This window comes from Pectobacterium sp. S5, from assembly GCF_051707265.1.
GTDB classification, from domain to species: domain Bacteria; phylum Pseudomonadota; class Gammaproteobacteria; order Enterobacterales; family Enterobacteriaceae; genus Pectobacterium; species Pectobacterium polare.
Genome location: NZ_JAULSZ010000003.1, coordinates 402,977 through 424,727, shown reverse-complemented (window position 1 = coordinate 424,727; position 21,751 = coordinate 402,977). Strand labels below are relative to the sequence as shown.

Genomic DNA, 21,751 nt, shown 5'->3' with positions numbered 1-21,751 from the left:
CACACTCTTTTTCACCTGCGAACAAGCGCGCATTTCTTATGCAAACCTGCCATCAACTGCGCAGATTTCCCCCGCTTAAACACGCCGAGCGCCGCCTTCTAAGAACCTATCCCAGTAGGCGTTATTGGGGCGAAATAGCCCTCATGGGATAGGTTCTAAGACTGTTCTCATTTCGGTTTATACATTGCCTCGTCAGACTTAAGCCTCTACTATCGGACCACCATTACGCAACATGATGATCTTATGCAGAAATTAGGCTTACTCTGTTTTACTTTATTTTCTCTCACGCTGAGCTGGACCGCACAGGCGGAAGAAAAACGCTACATTTCCGATGAGTTATTGACGTATGTCCACAGCGGGCCGGGCAACCAATATCGTATCGTCGGTACCGTGAATGCTGGCGCTGAAGTCACGCTACTCAGCGTTAATGAAAGCGCGGGCTATGCGCAGATCCGTGATGATAAAAACCGTACGACCTGGATCCCACTCGACCAGCTTAGCAATACGCCGAGCCTGCGCACGCGGGTGCCGGCGCTGGAAAATCAGGTCAAAGACCTGACTGACAAACTGAATAATATCGATCAGACCTGGAACCAACGTACCGCAGATATGCAGCAGAAAGTCGCTGCCAGCGATAGTGTTATCAATGGGTTACGTCAGGAAAATCAGGATCTGAAAAATCAGCTTATCATCGCGCAGAAGAAAGTCAGCGCGGCGAATGTCCAGCTTGACGATAAGCAGCGCACCATCATTTTACAGTGGTTTATGTATGGCGGCGGCGTTGCTGGCATAGGTTTGCTGCTGGGTCTGCTGTTGCCGCACATCATCCCTCGCAAAAAGAAAAATGACCGCTGGATGAGCTAATCAGAACACGTGCCTGCTTATTGCAGGCATTTTTCTTTGCGGCCAACGCCTCGGCGCAAAGATGGTAGTATGTAGTGAAGTATTGGTTATTTATTCAGGAGCCCGACGTTGAAGATTTACCTTGTCGGCGGCGCTGTTCGGGACAGCCTGCTGGGTTTACCCGTCACCGAGAAAGATTGGGTGGTGGTCGGCGCGACGCCGGAGAACCTGCTTGCGCAGGGCTACCAGCAGGTTGGAAAGGATTTTCCCGTCTTCTTACACCCTGTTAGCCGCGATGAATACGCCCTCGCGCGTACCGAACGCAAATCTGGCAAAGGCTATACCGGGTTTGTCTGCCATGCCGCCCCCGATGTCACGTTAGAGCAGGATTTGCTGCGCCGCGATTTGACCATCAATGCCATTGCCCGCACCGAGCGGGGCGACCTTATCGATCCTTATCACGGTCGTCGCGATCTTGAAAATCGCGTGCTGCGCCACGTCTCCGAGGCATTTAGCGAAGATCCGTTACGGGTGCTGCGCGTCGCCCGGTTTGCCGCGCGTTTTGCTCATCTCGGCTTCCAGATTGCAGAAGAAACCATGGCGCTGATGCAAAAAATGGCGCATGAAGGCGAGCTGGCTTACCTGACGCCAGAGCGCGTCTGGAAAGAAACGGAAAAAGCGCTCGGCACATCGTCGCCAGATGTCTATTTTCAGGTGCTGCGAGACTGCGGCGCACTGGCCGTACTGTTCCCTGAAATCGATAATCTGTACGGCGTGCCAGCCCCCGCCAAATGGCATCCGGAAATTGATACCGGCATTCATACGATGATGACGGTGGCGATGGCAGCGCGCCTCAGCCCCGAGATTGACGTACGTTTTGCAACGCTGTGCCACGATTTAGGAAAAGGGCTGACGCCGCCTGAACTGTGGCCGCGTCATCTTGGCCACGGCCCAGCGGGCGTCAAACTGGTTGAAGCATTGTGCCAGCGCCTGCGCGTGCCGAATCCGATTCGCGATTTGGCAAAGCTGGTTGCTGAATATCATGACTTGGTTCATACCGTGCAGGTGCTGCAACCCAAAACCCTGCTGAAGTTATTTGATGCGATTGACGTCTGGCGCAAACCGCAACGTCTGGAGCAGTTAGCGCTCACGAGCGAAGCCGATGCCAGAGGCCGTGCCGGTTTTGAAGAGAACCCGTATCCACAAGGTGATTACCTGCGTGAAGCCTTCCGTGTCGCCACTCAGGTCAGCAGTGCGGACGTCGTTGCCGATGGGTTTAAGGGCATTGACATACGCAACGAACTGTCACGCCGCCGCATTCATGCACTGGCAGACTGGAAAGCACAACAGCCGGATAGCTCGGGCACGTCCTGAAACAAAGAGGCCACGCTAATGCGTGGCCTCTTCTCTCTATAACGGTCGACCTAAAATCTACGCACTCAGTCTTACATAAACACCATGTAAACCACGCCCGCGACGATAAAACGGTAAATCGCGAACGGGATAAACGAGATGCGTTTGATGATTTTCAGGAAGGTTTTAATCGCAATCAGCGCCACGAGAAACGCCGTCACGAAACCAACGGCAAACATCGGCACATCGGCCAGCGACAGGAAATGCCAGCTTTTATACAGATCCAGAACGGTCGCGCCCATCATCATGGGAACCGCCAGAATAAAAGAGAACTCAGAAGCGGCATAGCGGCTGACGCCCATCAGCATCCCGCCGGAAATGGTTGCCCCCGAACGTGAAAAGCCGGGCCACAGCGCCAGACATTGAAAACAGCCAATCATAAATGCCTGACGGTGCGTGATGTCATCCAGCCCGACAGCACGCGGCTCTTTTGGCTTGAACCATTCCGCCGCTAGCAGCAGGAAGCCACCGATCACCAGCGCATACATCACGTTCTGCGGATAAAACAGCGACTTGATGAAGTCATGAAAAATCAGACCAAGCACCACGGCGGGAATCATTGCCAGCAAGATGTGCGTCAATTTCAGACGCCCAGCGGTTTTCCCCTCGTGCGGAACTTCGCCAAAGTGAATCCCTATCAGACCAAAGAGGCGGCGCCAGAACATCACGACAACGGCCAGAATTGAGCCAAGCTGAATGATAACTTCAAACGTCTTGGCTTTCTCATCAGCAAACCCTAACCAATGACCAACAATAATCATATGCCCTGTAGACGATACGGGCAAAAACTCGGTCAGTCCTTCGACCACACCAAGAATAAATGCGATTAGCAATGAATGCAGGTCAGTCATCTAAAAATCCTTGCCTCTAATAAAAACGAAAATGCAGCGCACAAAAAAGCGGCCGCGTACTTCCGCGAGCCGCTACACACCCTAAATAATTCGAGTTGCAGGAAGGCGGCAAGCGAATGAATCCCGATGAGCTTACTCAAGTAAGTGATTCGGGTGAGTGAACGCAGCCAACGCACATGCAGCTTGAAGTATGACGGGTATAACTGGCTTATAGACTATTTGGGTTACGGTTTAGTTGCACGTAAATCAGTATTTATTCTGTTAAATCAGATTTATCGCGTGCCGCGCTCAATAATGACGCCAACCTGACGCGCCTGTGCGACAGCGCCCGGCTTGCTGAGCTTGATCCGTAGCCAGGGAATCGAGAAGCGCTGCATCAGCATGTGTGCGACTTCTTCAGCAACGCGTTCCACCAGAGCAAAGCGCTGGTTTGCCACGTGGGCAATCACCGCTTCACTGACATCGGCATAGCTCAGGCAGTCATTCACATCGTCACTGGCGGCTGCCTGACGGTTATCCCAGCCCATTTCGATATCGAACACCAGTTTCTGCTGGATGGTCTGTTCCCAATCGTAAACACCAATAGTAGTGATTACAGTAAGTTCTTCAATAAATACGATATCCATCACGCCATTCTCTGTTTTTGTCGCTGTCGGATACCACTTCCGACGGAATGTGCGTATTATCCACAGATGAGAAGAGTAAAACGACCCTTATTAAACGTCTCTCTATACAAACTAAACGGAATAGCGTTATGAGTGTTACCGCGCTTGGTATGATGTTAATCGCGTATCTGTGTGGCTCTATTTCCAGTGCGATTTTGTTTTGCAGAATTGCTGGGCTACCCGACCCGCGCCAGCATGGTTCTGGGAACCCCGGAGCCACTAACGTATTGCGTATTGGCGGCAAAGCGGCCGCTGCCACCGTATTGGTGTTTGATATCCTGAAAGGCATGCTGCCTGTTTGGGCTGCTTACGCGCTGGGCGTTCCACCGCTGTATCTCGGGTTAACCGCTATCGCTGCCTGCCTCGGCCATATCTATCCGGTCTTTTTCCACTTTCGCGGTGGCAAAGGTGTGGCAACGGCGCTGGGTGCTATTGCCCCTATCGGCTGGGATCTGACGGGCCTGATGACTGGCACCTGGCTACTGACCGTGCTACTCAGCGGCTATTCCTCGCTTGGCGCGATTGTCAGTGCGCTCATTGCGCCGTTTTATGTCTGGTGGTTCAAACCACAGTTTACCTTCCCCGTCGCGATGCTCTCTTGCCTGATACTGATGCGTCATCATGACAATATCCAACGCCTCTGGCGCGGACAGGAAAGTAAAATCTGGAATAAGCTACGCAAGAAGAAACAGCCAGAAGACGAACAGACGTCCTCCGAAGAATAAGACAAAAAAATTCCCGTTTTCACGGGAATTTTTTATGAAGTATGACGGGAAATTAGAATCGGCCGATGGCGGCAAACTCCTGCGACTGCACTTTAAACTGAGACATACTTTCTGCCAGCAGGCGCGCCTGATCTTCCAGTGAGCGCGTAGCAGCGGCGGACTCTTCTACCAGAGACGCATTTTGCTGTGCGACTTCATCCATCTGCGATACCGCCAGATTCACCTGCCCAATGCCATTGCTTTGCTCACGCGTGGCCGTTGAAATCTCACGCATCAGGGATGTCACGCGCGCCACGGCATCAGAAACATCGTTCATCGTTTCGCCCGCCATTTTCGCCATCACGGTGCCTTCACTGACGCGACTTTGAGATTCTTCCATCAGCATTTTGATCTCTTTGGCCGATTGCGCACTGCGCTGTGCCAGACTGCGGACTTCACCCGCAACCACCGCAAATCCACGTCCCTGTTCACCCGCACGTGCAGCTTCAACTGCCGCATTCAGTGCCAGAATATTGGTCTGGAACGCGATGCCGTCAATCACCGCCAGAATATCGCCAATGCGTGCGGAACTGCTGGAGATCATCTGCATTTTCTCAATCATGCTGCCCACGGTCTCGCTGCCTTTATTGGCGATGTCGGACACATTTTGCGCCAGCGTATGCGCTTGTTCCGCACTTTCCGCATTCAGCGTCACTGTCGCGGTCAACTGCTCCATACTAGCTGCGGTTTCTTCCAGCGAGGAGGCTGACTCTTCCGTACGCGCAGCCAGATGGGTATTGCCAGAAGACAGCTCGCGCGTGCCGACGTCAATCTGCATACCAGCATCACGGACGCGGCCCACAGCGGTTGCCAGCGAATGCTGCATGGCCTTCATCGCCTGAATCAGGCGGCCAATTTCATTATTGCCGCCATCGGCAATGCGCTGGGTCAAATCACCACGGGCAATAAACTCCAGTTGACCGACCGTCTCTTCAAGCGGAGACAGAATAGAGCGCTTCAAGGCAATCCAGGCTGCCAACACCAGCAGCAGCACGGATATACAGGCAATACCAATGATCATCAAACGGTTGAACGCGAAGCTTTCCGCTTCTGCGAGCATGTTCTCCCCGACTTCCAGACCGAAGTCACGGAATTCGTTCGCCACCTTATCCATCTTAACGCTGAGCGGTGGTAACACGTCCTGCAACAGCACGTAATAGGCTGCGACATCGCCACGTTTCAGCGCATCAACCATCGGCTGAACGCCAAGATTCATGTATTGCTCGTAGTTGCTTTTCACCTCTGCGGCCATTTTGGCACCGCGCTCCGTTACGGTGCCGTAGGAAAGAAAGCGTGTCATTTCTTTGTAAGAAAGCGCCGTGTAGGCTTCTGCCCGCGCGACCGATGCATTCGCCAGATCGGTCAGCCCGCTTTCCATCTGACGAGCAGCCAACGCTGCCCCGGTTCTTGCACGCAGTGAAGCGGTATAGCTCCCCGCCAGCGCCGTGACTTCTTTGCCCTGAATCTTGTCGATTGTCGTAAGTGAAGTGATTCCCTGATTGATTGAGGTGATGCCAATTCCGCACACCAGCAATAACAGCAGTACCATCGTGCCTAACAAAGCAATCAAGCTCGTCTTGATTGTGATGTTTCTTAACATTTTTGTTTCCCTGACATTACAAATGATAAATAAATGCGGAGAAAGGCTCCGCATAACGTGATCTAGATCATGTTCCTATCGGTAACAAACCTGCTTTCTTTAAAGAAACTTTAGTAACGAAAGTATTTTTACTTAAACGACTCGCGCAAGCGCATCGCGCCTTGCACACGCTAAAAATCGGGGACATTAAACGCTTTTTGGCTATAATGACGGCCACGCTATTTCAGGTTTAAGAGAAGGAAACCGACATGAGTCTGAACAATGTCCCGGCGGGTAAAGATCTGCCGGAAGATATCTATGTAGTGATTGAAATTCCCGCGAACGCCGATCCGATCAAATATGAAATTGATAAAGATACCGGTGCGCTGTTTGTAGACCGTTTCATGTCTACGGCCATGTTCTACCCATGCAACTACGGCTACATCAACCACACGCTGTCTCTGGATGGCGACCCGGTTGACGTTCTGGTTCCGACCCCGTATCCGTTGCAGCCGGGCTCAGTGATCCGCTGCCGTCCTGTTGGCGTGCTGAAAATGTCCGACGAAGCGGGCGAAGATGCCAAGCTGGTTGCCGTTCCGCACAGCAAGCTGACCAAAGAATACGATCACATTAAAGACGTTAACGACCTGCCTGAACTGCTGCGTGCACAGATCGGCCACTTCTTTGAACACTACAAAGATCTGGAAAAAGGCAAGTGGGTGAAAGTTGAAGGTTGGGATAACGCAGCTGCGGCGAAAGCCGAGATCGTTGCTTCCTTCGAGCGCGCGAAAAACAAATAAGCGCCACACGATATGCATTAAAGCCCTTACGGGCTCAAGATATCGCATGATCAAAAACACCGCCTTGCGCGGTGTTTTTATTTATGGCGACCATGACTTGATTGGCTACTCGGCCTCAAGCCTCTTCTTCATCATCTTCACTGCGCTTTAGCCAGTCACCGCTGGCAATACGCGTCAGCCCTACAACAGGGTGCTTGTACAGATAGATCCAGGCACTGCCCAGAGGCGTACGAATCAGCTCACGTTGGTATTCGTGGCCGTCCCGCTTTAAGGCATCCAGCTCTGTCAAAATCGACGAACTAATGCGATAGACCTCGCAATGGATTTCTCCATCGCCGGGTACGACTGCCGGATAATGGCCGAGATCGTACAGCTCGAAACCTGCGAGCTGACAGTCCCCTAACCATTGCGCATTTGTCATCCAATGACTGTTTCCCTGTTTGCGTCGTAAACTGCCGTAAACAATAATTCGCATCGCTAGAACTCAAACTGATAGAGCACATCTAATGCCTGGCTAATGCCAGACACCGCTTCCAAGTATAGTTTTGGCATCAGGCGATAACGTAGCGTTAACGTTGCCAAAGAATCGAATATGCCAACACCATATTTCACTTGCAGACCCGGAAGGACGTAGCCGCTGACGACAACTTGAGAATTATCGCCAACACCCTGTGTATCCAGAGCTAAATTACTTACGCCAAAGGCCTCGCCGATTTTACCCACAACTTGACCACTTTGTGCAACCCCTAAACCGACTAACATTGAGGTCATTGCCGAGCTATCTGCTCCACCGCTGTCCAAACCCTGTCCACGCAGCAGATAAGAGAGCGCTTCCTGCTGTGACATCGCCGGATCGGAGAAGACTTCCAGCTTCGGTGCCGCAGCCATACCCGTGACGCGCACGCCGGCAATAACGTCATTCGCCGTGTTGTCTGGGTTACGAATGGCTTCGATATTCAGGATCGGCTGATCCGGCGGGCCAGAGAACAGAATCAGCCCTTTGCGGACGATTAGATCCTGTCCGTAGGCTTTAAAGCGGCCAGACGGAATGTCGATCTGGCCGTTCAGCCCTAATCCGCGCTCGTCCTGAACCATTTTCAGGTCGCCCTGTAGGCGAGCCGCCAGCCCGAACGCATCCAGCTGCACATCATTCCCAACGCGGATCGTCAGGTTGCTATTAATCGGAATCGCGGCGCTGGCTTTCTTCAGTGGCTGGCGCTGGGCATCCAGCATCACTTCATCCGATGACACCGCCACCGCACTTTCCGGCATGTCTTTAACCACAATGCGCGCCCACGGAATACTGACCGATCCGTTTAACGCGAACAGCTGCGGCGTGGCCTCGAAGACAATATCCGGTGAGACATCCAGCCGCGCCATCGGCGGAATCGTGACCCGCAGCTTCTGGCCTTTCGCCGCAATCCGCGCACGCCAGGCATCAGGCTGCGACCAGTCCGCATTCCCGCCAAGGTTCAACTGCCCGTTATCCGTTTTCAGGAAGCCTTGCAACGTTGACGACATCCCACTGAAATTCACCGCCAGCCGCCCGTTGGTCAGATCGACCGGCATCCAGTTGCCATCAATATCCAACCGCTCCAGCACCATCTGGCCGAAGAGCTGAGGACGCGCCGCATCCCCCGCCAGACGCAGGTTCGCATTCAGTATCCCCGCCGCTTTCTCGCCTTTACTCAATGCAGGGTTGAGCAGCGCCAGCGAAATATTGTTGATCGTGACGCTGCCACCGAGATTACGTCGGCCCTGTGGGTCGGTCACCTGAATATCACCGCTGAAGCGTCCGTTCTCGCGAATCGCCATCAGCCAGCCGAGCTGCGCCCGCCCGCGATCGAGCCCGGCATTCAGCGTAAAGGTATCGAAATCAATCGGCAGCGTGTTGCCCTGCATCTGCTGGCGAACGCTGACGCCGTTACCCACCAGCGACACTTTCGCCTGCGGTAAGCCTTGTCCCGCCTGCCAGCTGATATCGGCACCGCCGGTAAACGTCCCAGCCAGCACCGTATCCGCCGTCAGGAACGGTTTCAACATGGCGAGATCGAAGCGGTTCAGTCGAATACTCGCCTGTCCGCTCGGTCCGGCCTCAATCGCTTTTGGAACACAAAGCTCTGCATTCGGATTCCGCCAGCAGTGCGTGCCGATGGTGATCTTCTGCTGCGCATTCAGGTAATCCAGCGCCATATCCTGCGTCAGACGCCATTCACCCACCGGCGTGTCGAAGCGGGTATTGTTCAGTGTGCCGCGCCAGCGCTGTTCCTGACGATCAAAGCTACCTGAAAGTGCCAGTTGCCCCGCGACCGGTTCACCCTGCATATTCAGCCGAAGCTGGTGCTGCTTTTCATTGCCGCTGGCATCCAGCGTCAACAGCGCAATATTCAGACCGTCCTGCTTCAACGCTTCAAGACGCACGGCCAGCTTGCCCTGAATCTGCTGCTCAGAGCGCACATCGCCTTCTACTCTCACACTGCTAATCGTCATCGCCTGCCAGCGCAGGCCAGACGCCGTGATATCCGCCAGCATCTGCGGTTCACGCAGATTGCCGCGGAGTTTGAGTGTTCCGATGGCCCGCCCCGCCAGACCAGGCAACATGCCGTCCAAAGATGGCGCATTGATGTCTGCATCCAGCTGCCACTTGTCGCTCAGGTCACCTTTGACGTTCAGTTGGTTGCGGCCTAACGCCAGATTCAGCGCTGGAATTGTCCACTGTCCCGCCGCGTTACCGCGCAATTCGCCTCTGGCCGTGAGCTGATTCGCTTTCACGTTGCCGTCCAGACGCAGTTCCGGCACCTGCAACTGCCAGCTACCGCCATAGACGCTACCGCGTGTCGTTATCTTGCCGTCTATTTTCGCGGGCCATTCAGGCCACTGTTTCGCGGTGTTAATCCCGTTCAGCAGTAGCTCACTGCGCCAGCTTATGGCTTTGCTCCAGTCGATAAGCGCCGTCAGGTCAGCATTTCCCTGCAACGCTGCCAACCGCAGGCGGCTCAGCGTAAACTGCTGTTCGTTGCCCTTGCCATCCAGCAGCAGCGTCGCAGGGGGAAGGTCCGCACCGCTCAGATCGCCGCGCAGCGACAGCGCATAGTCGGTCGCTTTACCGTTAAAACGCAGCCTGACGTTGTCAGCCTGATACTGCGTTGCGCCCGTCAGCGGCCAGCGCACGCGTTCGGTTTGCAGCGTCAACGCCAGCGGCAGCCCGGCTTCCGCCAGTTTGGTTTGCAGATCCAACTGGGCGCGCTGCGGCCCCGAGAGATTCAGCGCCACATTCAACTGTTCGCGCAGGCCGCCATCAACCGTCAGTTTAAGCTTCTCGCCTTTGAGCGGATCGACGTTCAACACGCCGTTCGCCGTCAGCGAGACGGGCCAGCTATCGCTGAGCGTCGCTTCACCGCGCACATTCAGTCCGCCCTGCGGCGATTGCACGATCAGCTTGTCCAGACGCAAATGCTGTTGCTGGGTCGATGCCTGAACGAACAGGTTATTAATCAAAATATCCTGATCGCCCGTCAGCCGCAGCTGTTCACCGTGAATCTCGACAATGTTCAGATCCAACGGCAGCGTGAACTGGGGTAAATCAGGTAATAGCGGTTTGGAGAATAGCTCGCTAAGGCGTTCACCCAATGGCTGTTCAGGCACGGCTGGCTTGTCAGAGGTGCTATCCGTTTTGGATGTCGATGCCGTCGGTATCGGTGTCGTCGTGGTGGCAGCCGCGACCCTATTATTTGCCGCCAGCGCGTTATCGATATTAACGGTTTGCGACGAGCCTTTTTCGGCCGCCTCGCGTACATTCGCCGCCGTTTCTTTAATAACCGCGGCCATTTCCGCCGCCGTCACTTTGCCATCTTCCAACACGTTGACAGGGGTTTTCGGCAAGGCCACCAGCAGGGCGCTGATTTTGGTCGGCAGCAGCGTCAACGCGCGCCCTTCCCACTGCATACCGGTGCGGAATTCGCTTAGAGAAATCGCCGTGTCATCCACGGTAACCTGAACGTTGCTGAGCGTTAGCTGACGCAGTGAAATCGGGAACGGTGCAGAGATTTCCGTGACTGGCGTTGAAGGTGGCGGTGGCTCTGTCGCCACAGGCAAGGCTTTGGTATCCACAACCACATCAATGCGGTTTGCCGAGAGATCATTGATGCACAACTGGCTTTTACGCAGACACGCTAACGCGAGCGACAGATGAAATTCCTCGCTCTTTACCGTCACGCCCGGCATTTGGTAGCTAACATTTTTTAGCGTTAAATCACGCCATCCGCCGCTCACGCTGGCAATGTCCAGCCCCGGCACCACGCGTGCTGCGGTATTCAGCAACAGATGCAGGCCCGGCGTAGTGCCTACCAACAATCCCAGCCCAACAACGAGCAGCAGTAAGAAGGCAACAAAGCCAATGCCGACTCTTTTCCACCAGCGCCCTTTTCGTGCTGGCGTCGCTGGTGCGTTATCCTGCGCGACGTGTTCTTCTGTCACCGGATCCTGGTTTTTTTTCTCGTTTTTCTCATCCATCATAATTCAGGCCCCAGCGCGATATAGAATTGAACATCGTTCTTCTTCTCCGCATCGCCGATCGGCATAGCAACATCGAGTTTCACCGGGCCAATCGGCGAGGCCCAGCGTACGCCGACGCCCGTGCCCGTCTTGAAGTTACTGCGTTTGATGTCATTCACTGCTTCACCTGAATCAACAAAAACTGCGCCCCACCATTTTCCCGTGACGTTGTATTGGTATTCGAGCGAGCCGGTCGCCAGTTTGGACGCACCGGTCAGTTTGCCGTCGCTGTCGCGCGGAGAAATCGATTTGTACTTATAGCCACGGATGCTGCGATCGCCACCGGCAAAGAAACGCAGTGAAGGTGGGACGCGGGAAAAATTATTGGTTTCAATCCAGCCCAGATTACCGCGCGCGACAAAACGGTGTTTATCCGCCAGCGTACGAATCCAGACGTTTTGCGCCTGAACCACGGCAAAGTCGATATCCGATCCCCAAGTGGTGTCGGAAATGTCGATGGAATAGCGCTGCGTATCGCCCCACACCGGCATTAGCCCGCCGCGTTGGCGAGTTCGGTTAATGCTGACGCCTGGATAGATCAGCATCGTGGTATCCGTCACGCTTGCCTGCGTAAAGTGGTCGAGGCTCCAGCGCAGGTTAATCGCCCGTTGCCAGCCGCTGGAGAGATCCCAATAGCGTGCCACGTTCAGCGTGGTGCCATCGGATTTAGTATCGTTGAGATCTTCGCGCTTGAAACCGCCTTGCAGCAGGTAATACTGTTCAAGCGGGTTCTTCAGTAAGGGGATTTTGTAGCTAAAATCGAGCGATTGCTCCGGCGCGGACACGCTCAGGCTACTTTCCAGACTGTGGCCCCGTGAATTCACCCAAGGTTTATTCCAGGTGGTTTTAAAGCGAGGGCCAACATCCGTGGCATAGCCGACGCCGGTCTCAATGCGGTTACGGGTTCGCGGCGTCACCACGGCTTCCAACGGAAGCATCTTGGAGCTTTTCGACTGCTCGAAATCAGGTGAGACCACGACAGAGTTAAACCACCCCGTAGCAGAAAGACGGCGGTTTAATTCACCGAGATCTTCACTGGTGTAAGCATCGCCTTCGTGAAACGGCACCAGATTTTGCAGATAGTCATCGCGGATTTGCGCGCCCTGAAAATGTACGGCACCAAAGCGATAGCGCTCACCGCTGTCAAAGTCGATATCCCAAAACGCCTCTCTCTCTTCCCGCATCACGCCAAGCTGGCTTTGCTGGAAGCGTGCATCGAAATAGCCTTTGCGTAATGACAAACCATTCAGCCCGCTTTTAAAGCGATCGAAATCACCGTGGTTCAACACCGAACCGATTTCAGGACGATCGTCTTTAACCAGCTGTTGGTAGTCTTTATCGTCATGCGCACCGCCACGCAGGGTGATGTTCACCCCGGCAATTTTTACCGGTTCACCGGGAGTCACGGTGGCAATCAATACGGGTCGCCCGCCATTAACGGCAGGCCGGAATTCGAAACCAATCTGTGGATCGTAGTAGCCGAGCGCGCGCAATCCCTGACGGATCGCTTCATCGACGCGTGAGCGGAAACGCCCATCGGCATTAATCTCATCGACCGAAATGGTCGATAAGCGTGCCCGTACATTCTTTTGTAACTGCCCTTCCAGCCCCATGACTTGCAGACGCACATTCGCCGCCTGGCTCTCTGGGGCCAGCATCAGCAGCGCACACATCAGGCCAAGAACCCGGTATCGTGGCGCACCGCAGCCAGCAAAGCTATTTTTTTGTCCTGCTATGCCTTTTTGCCCGGTAACGCTTTTTTTTCCAATGAAACTTTTCGTTGAGATGAAAATAGTCACTGAGCTCCCTGATAAATCGGTCTGTCGCCTAAAACCTTGTCTTCTAAAACCTATAGCATGGCTTTTATCACTTCGCCCGCCGCATTGACGGCCGTCGCTGTACGCTTACCTGACAATCCGCCACGCAGCGCCGAAATCTCCTACCAACTTTGCATGATATTAGTGATAAATACTAATTTTCTATCTTAAGAATAGATTTTCACCTACAAACATCAATATGCGGCATTACAGATAAACATTACCTTAACATTAAACACCATGAAGATATAAAGACAGCCCAACGCTTCTTGGTTATGCTTTCCATGAAAACGGGTTATTTACCCAGTCTAGCTGGAGTTAACAACGTGATGAATTCAATTGATAAAACGCAGCGGATTACGCAATCCGATGCTTTACCGGGGCGTTCCACCCCTATGCCCGTCGCCAGGCTGCATGTCGTGCATGAACATTCCATGACGCATGTGCCGGACTCGATGTCTGTCGCGATTTTTGCGATGGGCTGCTTCTGGGGCGCGGAGCGTTTGTTCTGGCAACAGCCGGGGATCCACAGCACGGCGGCGGGTTACATCGGCGGTTATACCCCCAACCCGACCTACCGTGAAGTGTGCAGCGGGCAGACCGATCATGCCGAAGCGGTGCGTGTCGTTTTCGATCCTGCGGTGATCGACTACGAGCAGTTGCTGCAACTGTTCTGGGAAAATCACGACCCCGCGCAGGGTATGCGTCAGGGTGGCGATATCGGCAGCCAGTATCGTTCCGCTATCTATACGCTCACACCCGAGCAAGAACAGGCGGCACAGGAAAGCCTTCAACGCTTTCAGCAGGCAATGAGGGAAAACGGTGACGCCCGCGCCATCAGCACAGAAATCGAGTCTGCGGGTCCGTTCTATTATGCGGAAGACGATCACCAGCAATACCTGTACAAGAACCCGAACGGCTACTGTGGATTAGGCGGCATCGGCGTCTGTCTTCCACCTCAGCGTTGACCACTGGCGGTAATTTCACCGCTCCTGCTATACTGCGTCCGAACCGGGCGGATCGTTGCCCGGTTATAGTCCTTCTATAACTACCATAATGTGTTCACCTTTCTGAGGATCGCTGCGCTACTTTAGGCTCATGCGAAAACTTTAAAAATGATGTTAAACAGTCTATTACTGATTCTTTTTCTTATTGCCATCAGTGCGTTTTTCTCGATTTCCGAGATCTCGCTGGCGGCATCCCGTAAAATTAAACTCAAACTGATGGCCGATGAGGGAAACCTCAATGCCGATCTGGTGCTCAAGTTTCAGGAAACGCCGGGCATCTTCTTTACCGTAATTCAAATTGGCGTCAACGCCGTCGCGATTCTGGCCGGTATCATCGGTGATGCGGCATTTTCCCCGACGTTTTCCATGTTGTTTGAACGCTTCATGTCACCCGAAGCCGCAGATAAAGTCAGTTTCATCTGCTCATTCGTACTCGTCACCAGCCTGTTTATCCTGTTTGGCGATCTCACCCCGAAACGCATTGGTATGATTGCGCCGGAAACCGTCGCGGTTCGCATAATCAACCCCATGCGCTTCTGCCTATTCCTCTTCCGTCCACTGGTTTGGATCTTTAACGGCCTGGCTAACGTCATTTTCCGCCTGCTCAAACTGCCAATGGTGCGTAAAGATGACATCACGTCCGATGATATTTATGCCGTGGTGGAAGCCGGTGCGCTGGCTGGCGTACTGCGTAAGCAGGAGCATGAACTCATCGAGAACGTGTTTGAGCTGGAATCCCGTACTGTGCCCTCTTCGATGACTTCACGCGAAAGCGTGGTCTATTTCGATCTGCGCGAGCAGGAAGACAGTATTAAGGAAAAGATCGCCCAGCAGCCGCATTCCAAGTTTCTGGTTTGCGATGGCACGATCGATCAGATCATCGGCTACGTGGATTCCAAAGACCTGCTGATTCGGGTGCTGGGAAACCAGAGCCTGACGCTGAGTAGCGGCGTACAGATTCGTCCGGCGCTGATCGTGCCGGATACGCTGACACTGTCCGAAGCGTTAGAAAGCTTTAAAACCGCGGGCGAAGATTTCGCCGTTATTCTGAACGAATACGCGCTGATCGTCGGCATCATCACCCTTAACGACGTGATGACTACGCTGATGGGCGATCTCGTCGGTCAGGGAATGGAAGAACAGATTGTCGCGCGCGATGAGAACTCGTGGCTGGTTGAAGGCGGCACGCCAATAGAAGACGTAATGCGCGCGCTGAACATTGATGATTTCCCGCATTCCGGCAACTACGAAACCATCGGCGGCTTCATGATGTATACGCTGCGGAAAATCCCGAAACGTACCGATGCGGTGCGCTTCTCAGGCTATAAGTTTGAAGTGGTGGATATCGATAGCTACAAGATCGATCAGTTGTTGGTGACGCGTCTGGAAGACCGCCCGATTGTCTCATCAAGCGCAAAGATTGATAGCGACGATTAACCGCTAAAAGGCATGCATACATAAAAACCAGAACGGCCCGCTACGGGCCGTTTCTTTATCACTTATCCCATCTCGGCCTGAAGCCGGATGACCTGGCGATTCACTTCGGACATCACCAGAAGATGCTGCTTATCCTGTTTCTTTGGCAATAGAATTTTGCCGTAGTCGAACTCAAAAGCACCAACCCCTTTTATGTACAGCCGCCCGCGAAACAGGGTTTTTACATACTTGGCGACTTTCAAAGGATTGTAACGTTCGAAGATCCTCATCGTTTTACTCTCCCGTTTTATTTTTTTACGCTCTCCCTTTCGCCAACATGGCTGAGGTTCTGGAGCGCTAATGAGATAACGGATACTGCTAATTAGTACCGTAAAACGGCATTTAGTTCCCCACTATTCAGTATTCTTAACTGCTTTTACAGATTTTTACAGAGTAGTGTTTAAGGAAACCCTTAGTCATCAGTATAAACCTTCAAAAATAAGGGTTTTGTGCACTCGGGCACAAAGCGTTTTATCGCGGAGCAGGACAGACCAGTTTCCTGAATCTACGCTTATTCCATAGCCCGATATTTCCCATCATTGACATCGCATCGGGCCACCCACACTGAAGGACATACCATGATAAAAATACGCCACCTGCTCCTCGCGCTCTCTATCACGCCTCTGTTGGGGCTGCTCTCACTCCCAGCCTCGGCCCATACGCTGGTACTTAACCAATTGGTTCCTCCCGTCGGCGTCGCAGACCGGGGAGAACTTCAGTACCTTAATAATCAGTTTAGTTATAAAAACTGGAACAGCGCGCAGTTGTCCGGAAAAGTACGGGTGATACAACATATCGCTGGCCGCACCTCCGCCAAAGAGATGAACGATCCGCTCATCTCCGCACTGAAGGCCGCTAACCTACCGCATGATTATTACCAAACGACGACAATCGTGAATACCGACGATGCCATCATCGGCACCAGCATGTTTGTACGCAGTAGCCTTGAGGACAACAAGAAAGCCTTCCCGTGGTCGCAATTTATTGTCGATAGCAACGGTAACGTGCGGAAGAGTTGGCAGCTCCAGCCACAAAGCTCGGCTATCGCGGTGCTGGATAAACAGGGGAAAATCCGTTTCGTGAAGGATGGCGCGTTGAGCGGACAGGAAGTGCAGCAGGTGATGTCCCTGCTGCGCCAGTTACTGGAAGAGAAATAACGAATCTAGACTCTAGCTGATTAAAATAAAGAGACGCGAAAGCCGGGGTTGAGGAACGATTCACGCGGCGTGTAGGACAGTGGACGCCCTTGCCAATCGTTAACCTGCGCCCCGGCGGCGACTGCCACCGCATGGCCTGCCGCGGTATCCCAGATGTTAGTCGGCCCGAAGCGTGGGTAAAGCTGCGCTTCGCCTTCCGCCACCAGACAAAATTTTAGCGATGACCCAATCGCCACCGTCTGGTGTTCACCCAGTTGGCTGAGATAGTCCTTTAATTCCCGATCGGCATGAGAGCGGCTGACCACGACCAGCGGCAGACTAGCCTGCTTCACCGTAATCTGCCGACGCTGGCCGTTCTCTTCTTTCCAGGCTTTGCCGTCCGCCGCAGAATACATCACGCCCGTGACCGGTACATAAACCACGCCCAGCACGGCTTCACCGTTCTCGATCAGCGCAATATTCACCGTAAATTCACCATTGCGGCTGAGGAATTCTTTGGTGCCGTCCAGCGGATCGACCAACCAATAGCGCTGCCAGTGCCGACGGATTTCCCACTCAGGCGGATCTTCCTCTGACAACAAAGGAATATCAGGATATGCCGCAGCCAGCCCGTCCTTAATGACTCGATGCGCCGCAAGGTCGGCGGCAGTCACCGGTGAATCGTCTTTCTTGTGCGCGACATCCACAGGATGTTGCCCTTCGTAAACCTGCATAATGGCGGCACCGGCGTCACGGGCCAGTTGGCAAATAGTTTCTAGCATGATCGACCTCGTCGTTATGGGTTGCGCGTAACGCAGACTTCATCTCTGTCATTCATTATACATCTGTGAGGCAATCTACGATTATTGCCATTATTGATGTCATCCTCAGCATTTAGAGACGATAATCACTTTAACTTCATCATGATATGAAAAACACCCCCGATCGCCTCACGCGTCGACAATTACCTCACAAGGAGTTACGCAATGAAGCATTCACTGGCACTCAGCCTGCTTGCTACGCTGGTCGCCACGACCGTTCATGCCGCTACTGTTGATCTGCGGGTATTGGAAACCACCGATCTACACAGCAATATGATGGATTTCGATTACTACAAGGATACGCCAACCGATAAATTTGGTCTGGTGCGTACCGCCAGCCTGATTCACGCCGCACGCGAACAAGCCACCAACAGCGTGCTGGTCGATAACGGCGATCTGATCCAAGGCAGCCCGTTAGGCGATTACATGGCCTCGAAGGGGCTGAAAGCGGGCGACGTGCACCCGGTTTATCAGGCGATGAACACGCTGGATTATTCTGTCGGCAACATCGGTAACCACGAATTCAACTATGGTCTGGACTATCTGCACAAGGCGCTGTCCGGCGCGAAATTCCCTTATGTGAATGCCAACGTGCTGGATGCGAAAACGGGTAAACCGCTGTTTACGCCTTACCACATTGAGAACAAGTCGGTTACGGATCGCGACGGCAAACAGCATACCCTACGTATCGGCTATATTGGCTTCGTCCCGCCGCAGGTCATGGTGTGGGATAAAGCCAATCTGACAGGAAAAGTCACCGTAGAAGACATCACGGAGAGTGCCAAAAAGTGGGTGCCGGAAATGCGTAAGCAAGGTGCCGATCTGGTGATCGTTATCCCTCACTCCGGCCTTTCTGCCGAGCCATATAAGGCGATGGCGGAAAACTCGGTTTACTATCTCAGCCAAATTCCTGGGGTCGACGCGATCATGTTCGGCCATGCTCACGCCGTTTTCCCTAGCAATGACTTTGCGAACATCAAGGGCGCTGACATCAAACAGGGAACGCTCAACGGCGTGCCTGCGGTGATGCCGGGTCAATGGGGTGACCACCTCGGCGTCGTCGATTTCACGCTGAATAACGACAGCGGCACATGGAAGGTGGAACAGGCGAAAGCGGAAGCCAGACCGATCTATGACAAAGCGCAGAAGAAATCACTGGCGGCGGAAGACGACAAACTGGTGAAAGTGCTGTCCGATGCCCACCAGAATACGCGCGAGTTTGTCAGCAAGCCGATCGGCAAATCCGCAGACAACATGTATAGCTACCTGTCGCTGATTCAGGACGATCCTACGGTGCAGATCGTCAACAATGCGCAGCGCGCCTATGTGGAACACTTTATTCAGGGCGATCCCGATCTGGCCGATCTGCCGGTACTTTCCGCCGCCGCGCCGTTTAAAGCCGGTGGACGTAAAAACGATCCTGCCAGCTATGTCGAAGTGGAAAAAGGCCAGCTCACCTTCCGTAACGCTGCCGATCTGTATCTCTACCCGAATACGCTGGTGGTGGTGAAAGTTAACGGGCAGCAGGTACAAGAATGGCTGGAGTGCTCTGCAGGTCAGTTCAAACAAATCGATCCAAGCAAGCGCGAACCACAATCCTTACTCAACTGGGACGGCTTTCGCACCTATAACTTCGACGTGATCGATGGTGTTAATTATCAGATTGATGTGACGCAGCCTGCCCGCTATGACAGCGAGTGCGCATTGATCAACGATAAATCGCACCGTATCAAAGGGTTGACGTTTAACAGCAAACCGATCGATCCCAAAGCGACCTTCCTGATCGCCACCAATAACTATCGCGCCTACGGTGAGAAATTTGCCGGTACGGGTGAGAAGTATGTAGCCTTCGCGTCGCCGGATGAAAACCGCTCCGTTCTGGCGGCTTACATCAGCGCGGAAACGCAAAAATCGGGAGAAGTGAAGCCCCAGGCGGATAACAACTGGCGTCTGGCACCTATCGTCAGCGATACACCGCTGGATATCCGTTTTGAAACCTCACCGTCTGAGAAAGCCACGACGTTTATCAAAGAGAAAGCACAGTACCCAATGACGTCCGTCGGCAATGACGAAACGGGCTTTGCTGTTTATCGCCTTGACCTGCAACACGCTAAATAAAGACTGACAGCGATGTCATCCACAGGCTCCTGCTTCGGCAGGAGCCTGAACGGGTGTTTTACAGCGGCTCAACCGCACTATTTGCTGACGCATCAAATTTCTGCTGGGATAACAGAACGTTATCCATATTCTGCTCGGCCCAATAGGTAAGCTCGGCAATCGGCTTAGCCAGCGTTTTTCCCATCACCGTTGAGGCATATTCCACCGTCACCGGAATGGTTGGGAAGACGGTTCGTTCGACAAAACCGTCTCGCACCAGATTCTTCAGCGTTTGCGACAGCACCTTCTGTGAAATCCCTTCCACGTCGCGTTTTAACTGATTAAAGCGCATCGGTCGTTCAACCAGAATATTCAGAATCAGCAACGTCCACTTATCCCCCACGCGATCCAAAATCATACGGGTCGGGCAGTTTTGCGCATAAACATCATAGCGTTTGCTCATTATCGCGTTTCCATCTGGTTACCTTGAAGATACCAACTCACTTAAAAGTGCTGTCTTAACAGAACCATGAGGCTCCGATATAGTCCTCACATTATAGAGTTAGTATCCATTAGAAAGCACGTATCACTCGCAGGCTACATAACGGCCACGGCGTATTGTTGATAAACACAGAGAAATGAGGATAGGTTATGTCAAAAGCAGTCGTTATTTATCATTCAGGCTACGGCCACACCCAGCGTTTGGCGACTGCCGTTGCCGAAGGCGCTAACGCCGAGCTGATTGCCATCGATGCGGAAGGAAATATCAGCGAGGCCGAGTGGGAGCAACTCGCCGCGGCTGACGCCATTATTTTCGGTACGCCGACCTACATGGGCGGCCCGACCTGGCAGTTCAAGAAATTCGCAGATGCCAGCTCTAAAGCCTGGTTCTCCCGCAGTTGGAGCAACAAAGTGTTTGGCGGCTTTACTAATAGCGCCAGCCTGAACGGCGACAAGCAGGTCACGCTGATTTATCTGCAAACGCTGGCTTCACAGCACGGCGGAATTTGGGTCAGCCTGAACCAACTGCCTTCCAATGCCAAAGCGGCAAAACGCGATGATTTGAATAACCTCGGTGGTTCTGTCGGTCTGCTGGCGCAGACGCCGTCCGACGCCAGCGTAGATGAAGTGGTCGCGGGCGATCTGGCGACCGGTAAGCTGTATGGTCAACGCATCGCTGACATCGCCGCAAAACTGGCAAACTAGTTCAGCGACACAACCTAAGTGCCATTATCCAACGTATAAGCGCCGCTCTTTCGCGGCGCTTTTTTTATCCACTAATCGCGAAACGATCCCCGGCCATTGCGATAGTAACCATTACCCCGCTCATGCCCGCGTCTGTCCCAATCACCGCGACGCGGACCGCGATCGTCAACGTAGCGAGGGGGATCAAAACGGCGCTTATCATAATCACGTCTGTCGCGCTGACTCTCACGCCACTCGCGGGCATCGCGCCAGCGCCAACCATCCCAATAGTAACCATGCCGATTACGTTCACCACGCTGGTAACCTCGGTGCTCCTGCCACCAGCGCTCGCTGCGCCAGTCATAGCCATCCCAGTAATTACCTCGTCTGTCACGCTCGCCGATATTCAACGTGACGCCGGGCATCAGATCGATGCTGGCACCCTTAGCCTCTGGCGCTGGCATGACCGCAAACATTCCCACAAACAGGGCACTGATGACGAGTGGCTTAAACATAGGGTAACTCCTTGCTCACCGCGACTGCGGCCTGACAGAGATATACGGGGAAATCCTCTGCGCCACTATCAGATAAATACTTATTTTCCTGATTTTACCTTTCTTAACGTTTCGCTAACGCCAATGCACGCTATTCATCAGCACCCTATTAATTCATTAATAAATTTAATACTAAAAATCCGCTCAAGCACGAATAAATGCCGACTTAAGGATTAACCATAGGGAATA

General features: G+C 53.3%; 19 protein-coding genes. 9 read left to right on the top strand and 10 right to left on the bottom strand.

Features of this window, described 5'->3' with window-relative positions; all coding sequences use genetic code 11:
- The first annotated feature begins 243 nt into the window (after positions 1-243).
- Positions 244-864, top strand: coding sequence for a TIGR04211 family SH3 domain-containing protein (locus QWJ20_RS14380; protein WP_039486237.1), 621 nt, complete (start codon positions 244-246; stop codon positions 862-864).
- 108 nt (positions 865-972) lie between these two features.
- The gene (locus QWJ20_RS14375; protein ID WP_433992804.1) at positions 973-2,217 is read left to right on the top strand and encodes a multifunctional CCA addition/repair protein; all 1,245 of its coding nucleotides are present in this window, start codon (positions 973-975) and stop codon (positions 2,215-2,217) included.
- A gap of 71 nt (positions 2,218-2,288) precedes the next feature.
- Here QWJ20_RS14375 and bacA read toward each other — a convergent pair whose 3' ends face one another.
- Together bacA and folB are read right to left on the bottom strand one after the other, a co-directional pair.
- On the bottom strand, positions 2,289-3,107 hold the full coding sequence (gene bacA, locus QWJ20_RS14370; RefSeq protein ID WP_039486241.1) for an undecaprenyl-diphosphate phosphatase: 819 nt from the start codon (positions 3,105-3,107) through the stop codon (positions 2,289-2,291).
- Between the two features lie 272 nt (positions 3,108-3,379).
- Positions 3,380-3,733 carry a bifunctional dihydroneopterin aldolase/7,8-dihydroneopterin epimerase gene (gene folB, locus QWJ20_RS14365; protein WP_010287496.1) on the bottom strand — a complete coding sequence of 118 codons (354 nt, stop codon included), beginning with the start codon at positions 3,731-3,733 and terminating at the stop codon, positions 3,380-3,382.
- A 128-nt stretch (positions 3,734-3,861) separates the two neighbouring features.
- On the opposite strand from folB, the gene plsY reads away from it, so the two are divergent.
- Entirely contained in the window at positions 3,862-4,497 is a 636-nt protein-coding gene (gene plsY / locus QWJ20_RS14360) for a glycerol-3-phosphate 1-O-acyltransferase PlsY (protein WP_039486245.1), read from the top strand.
- Positions 4,498-4,549: 52 nt separating this feature from the next.
- Here plsY and QWJ20_RS14355 read toward each other — a convergent pair whose 3' ends face one another.
- A complete protein-coding gene (locus QWJ20_RS14355; RefSeq protein ID WP_433992803.1) occupies positions 4,550-6,136 on the bottom strand; it encodes a methyl-accepting chemotaxis protein in 1,587 nt (528 codons plus the stop codon).
- A 248-nt stretch (positions 6,137-6,384) separates the two neighbouring features.
- Here QWJ20_RS14355 and ppa point away from each other — a divergent pair, with 248 nt between their 5' ends.
- Positions 6,385-6,915, top strand: a complete 531-nt coding sequence (gene ppa / locus QWJ20_RS14350; RefSeq protein ID WP_039486249.1) for an inorganic diphosphatase — start codon at positions 6,385-6,387, stop codon at positions 6,913-6,915.
- Positions 6,916-7,030: 115 nt separating this feature from the next.
- Here the strand turns inward: ppa and QWJ20_RS14345 are convergent, their stop codons facing one another.
- Genes QWJ20_RS14345 through tamA form a run of 3 tightly spaced genes read right to left on the bottom strand, consistent with a single transcriptional unit; the run spans position 7,031 to position 13,142 of the window.
- Positions 7,031-7,390 carry a gamma-glutamylcyclotransferase family protein gene (locus QWJ20_RS14345; protein WP_205555652.1) on the bottom strand — a complete coding sequence of 120 codons (360 nt, stop codon included), beginning with the start codon at positions 7,388-7,390 and terminating at the stop codon, positions 7,031-7,033.
- Between the two features lie 2 nt (positions 7,391-7,392).
- On the bottom strand, positions 7,393-11,430 hold the full coding sequence (gene tamB / locus QWJ20_RS14340) for an autotransporter assembly complex protein TamB (protein WP_433992802.1): 4,038 nt from the start codon (positions 11,428-11,430) through the stop codon (positions 7,393-7,395).
- Positions 11,427-13,142 (bottom strand): autotransporter assembly complex protein TamA, encoded by a 1,716-nt coding sequence (gene tamA, locus QWJ20_RS14335; protein ID WP_433992850.1) that lies wholly within the window; start codon positions 13,140-13,142, stop codon positions 11,427-11,429. Before tamA ends, tamB begins: the two co-directional genes overlap by 4 nt.
- 473 nt (positions 13,143-13,615) lie before the next feature.
- Between tamA and msrA the strand changes: the two genes are divergently transcribed.
- Positions 13,616-14,254, top strand: a complete 639-nt coding sequence (gene msrA / locus QWJ20_RS14330) for a peptide-methionine (S)-S-oxide reductase MsrA (protein ID WP_433992849.1) — start codon at positions 13,616-13,618, stop codon at positions 14,252-14,254.
- A gap of 150 nt (positions 14,255-14,404) precedes the next feature.
- The gene (locus QWJ20_RS14325; protein ID WP_174878219.1) at positions 14,405-15,730 is read left to right on the top strand and encodes a hemolysin family protein; all 1,326 of its coding nucleotides are present in this window, start codon (positions 14,405-14,407) and stop codon (positions 15,728-15,730) included.
- A 62-nt stretch (positions 15,731-15,792) separates the two neighbouring features.
- Here QWJ20_RS14325 and QWJ20_RS14320 read toward each other — a convergent pair whose 3' ends face one another.
- Positions 15,793-15,999, bottom strand: a complete 207-nt coding sequence (locus tag QWJ20_RS14320; RefSeq protein WP_005974755.1) for a DUF1107 domain-containing protein — start codon at positions 15,997-15,999, stop codon at positions 15,793-15,795.
- A 348-nt stretch (positions 16,000-16,347) separates the two neighbouring features.
- Between QWJ20_RS14320 and QWJ20_RS14315 the strand changes: the two genes are divergently transcribed.
- Positions 16,348-16,926, top strand: coding sequence for a YtfJ family protein (locus tag QWJ20_RS14315; protein ID WP_433992801.1), 579 nt, complete (start codon positions 16,348-16,350; stop codon positions 16,924-16,926).
- A gap of 20 nt (positions 16,927-16,946) precedes the next feature.
- Here QWJ20_RS14315 and cysQ read toward each other — a convergent pair whose 3' ends face one another.
- The gene (gene cysQ / locus QWJ20_RS14310) at positions 16,947-17,687 is read right to left on the bottom strand and encodes a 3'(2'),5'-bisphosphate nucleotidase CysQ (RefSeq protein ID WP_181374464.1); all 741 of its coding nucleotides are present in this window, start codon (positions 17,685-17,687) and stop codon (positions 16,947-16,949) included.
- A 204-nt stretch (positions 17,688-17,891) separates the two neighbouring features.
- Here cysQ and QWJ20_RS14305 point away from each other — a divergent pair, with 204 nt between their 5' ends.
- Positions 17,892-19,844: a bifunctional 2',3'-cyclic-nucleotide 2'-phosphodiesterase/3'-nucleotidase gene (locus QWJ20_RS14305; protein ID WP_433992800.1), complete on the top strand. Its 1,953-nt coding sequence runs from the start codon at positions 17,892-17,894 to the stop codon at positions 19,842-19,844.
- Between the two features lie 58 nt (positions 19,845-19,902).
- Here QWJ20_RS14305 and QWJ20_RS14300 read toward each other — a convergent pair whose 3' ends face one another.
- Positions 19,903-20,286 (bottom strand): winged helix-turn-helix transcriptional regulator, encoded by a 384-nt coding sequence (locus tag QWJ20_RS14300; protein WP_109412516.1) that lies wholly within the window; start codon positions 20,284-20,286, stop codon positions 19,903-19,905.
- Positions 20,287-20,474: 188 nt separating this feature from the next.
- Here QWJ20_RS14300 and QWJ20_RS14295 point away from each other — a divergent pair, with 188 nt between their 5' ends.
- Positions 20,475-21,029, top strand: coding sequence for a flavodoxin family protein (locus QWJ20_RS14295; protein ID WP_039486267.1), 555 nt, complete (start codon positions 20,475-20,477; stop codon positions 21,027-21,029).
- Positions 21,030-21,100: 71 nt separating this feature from the next.
- On the opposite strand, the gene QWJ20_RS14290 is transcribed toward QWJ20_RS14295, so the two are convergent.
- Positions 21,101-21,523, bottom strand: coding sequence for a DUF2502 domain-containing protein (locus QWJ20_RS14290; RefSeq protein WP_095700481.1), 423 nt, complete (start codon positions 21,521-21,523; stop codon positions 21,101-21,103).
- Positions 21,524-21,751: the final 228 nt, after the last annotated feature.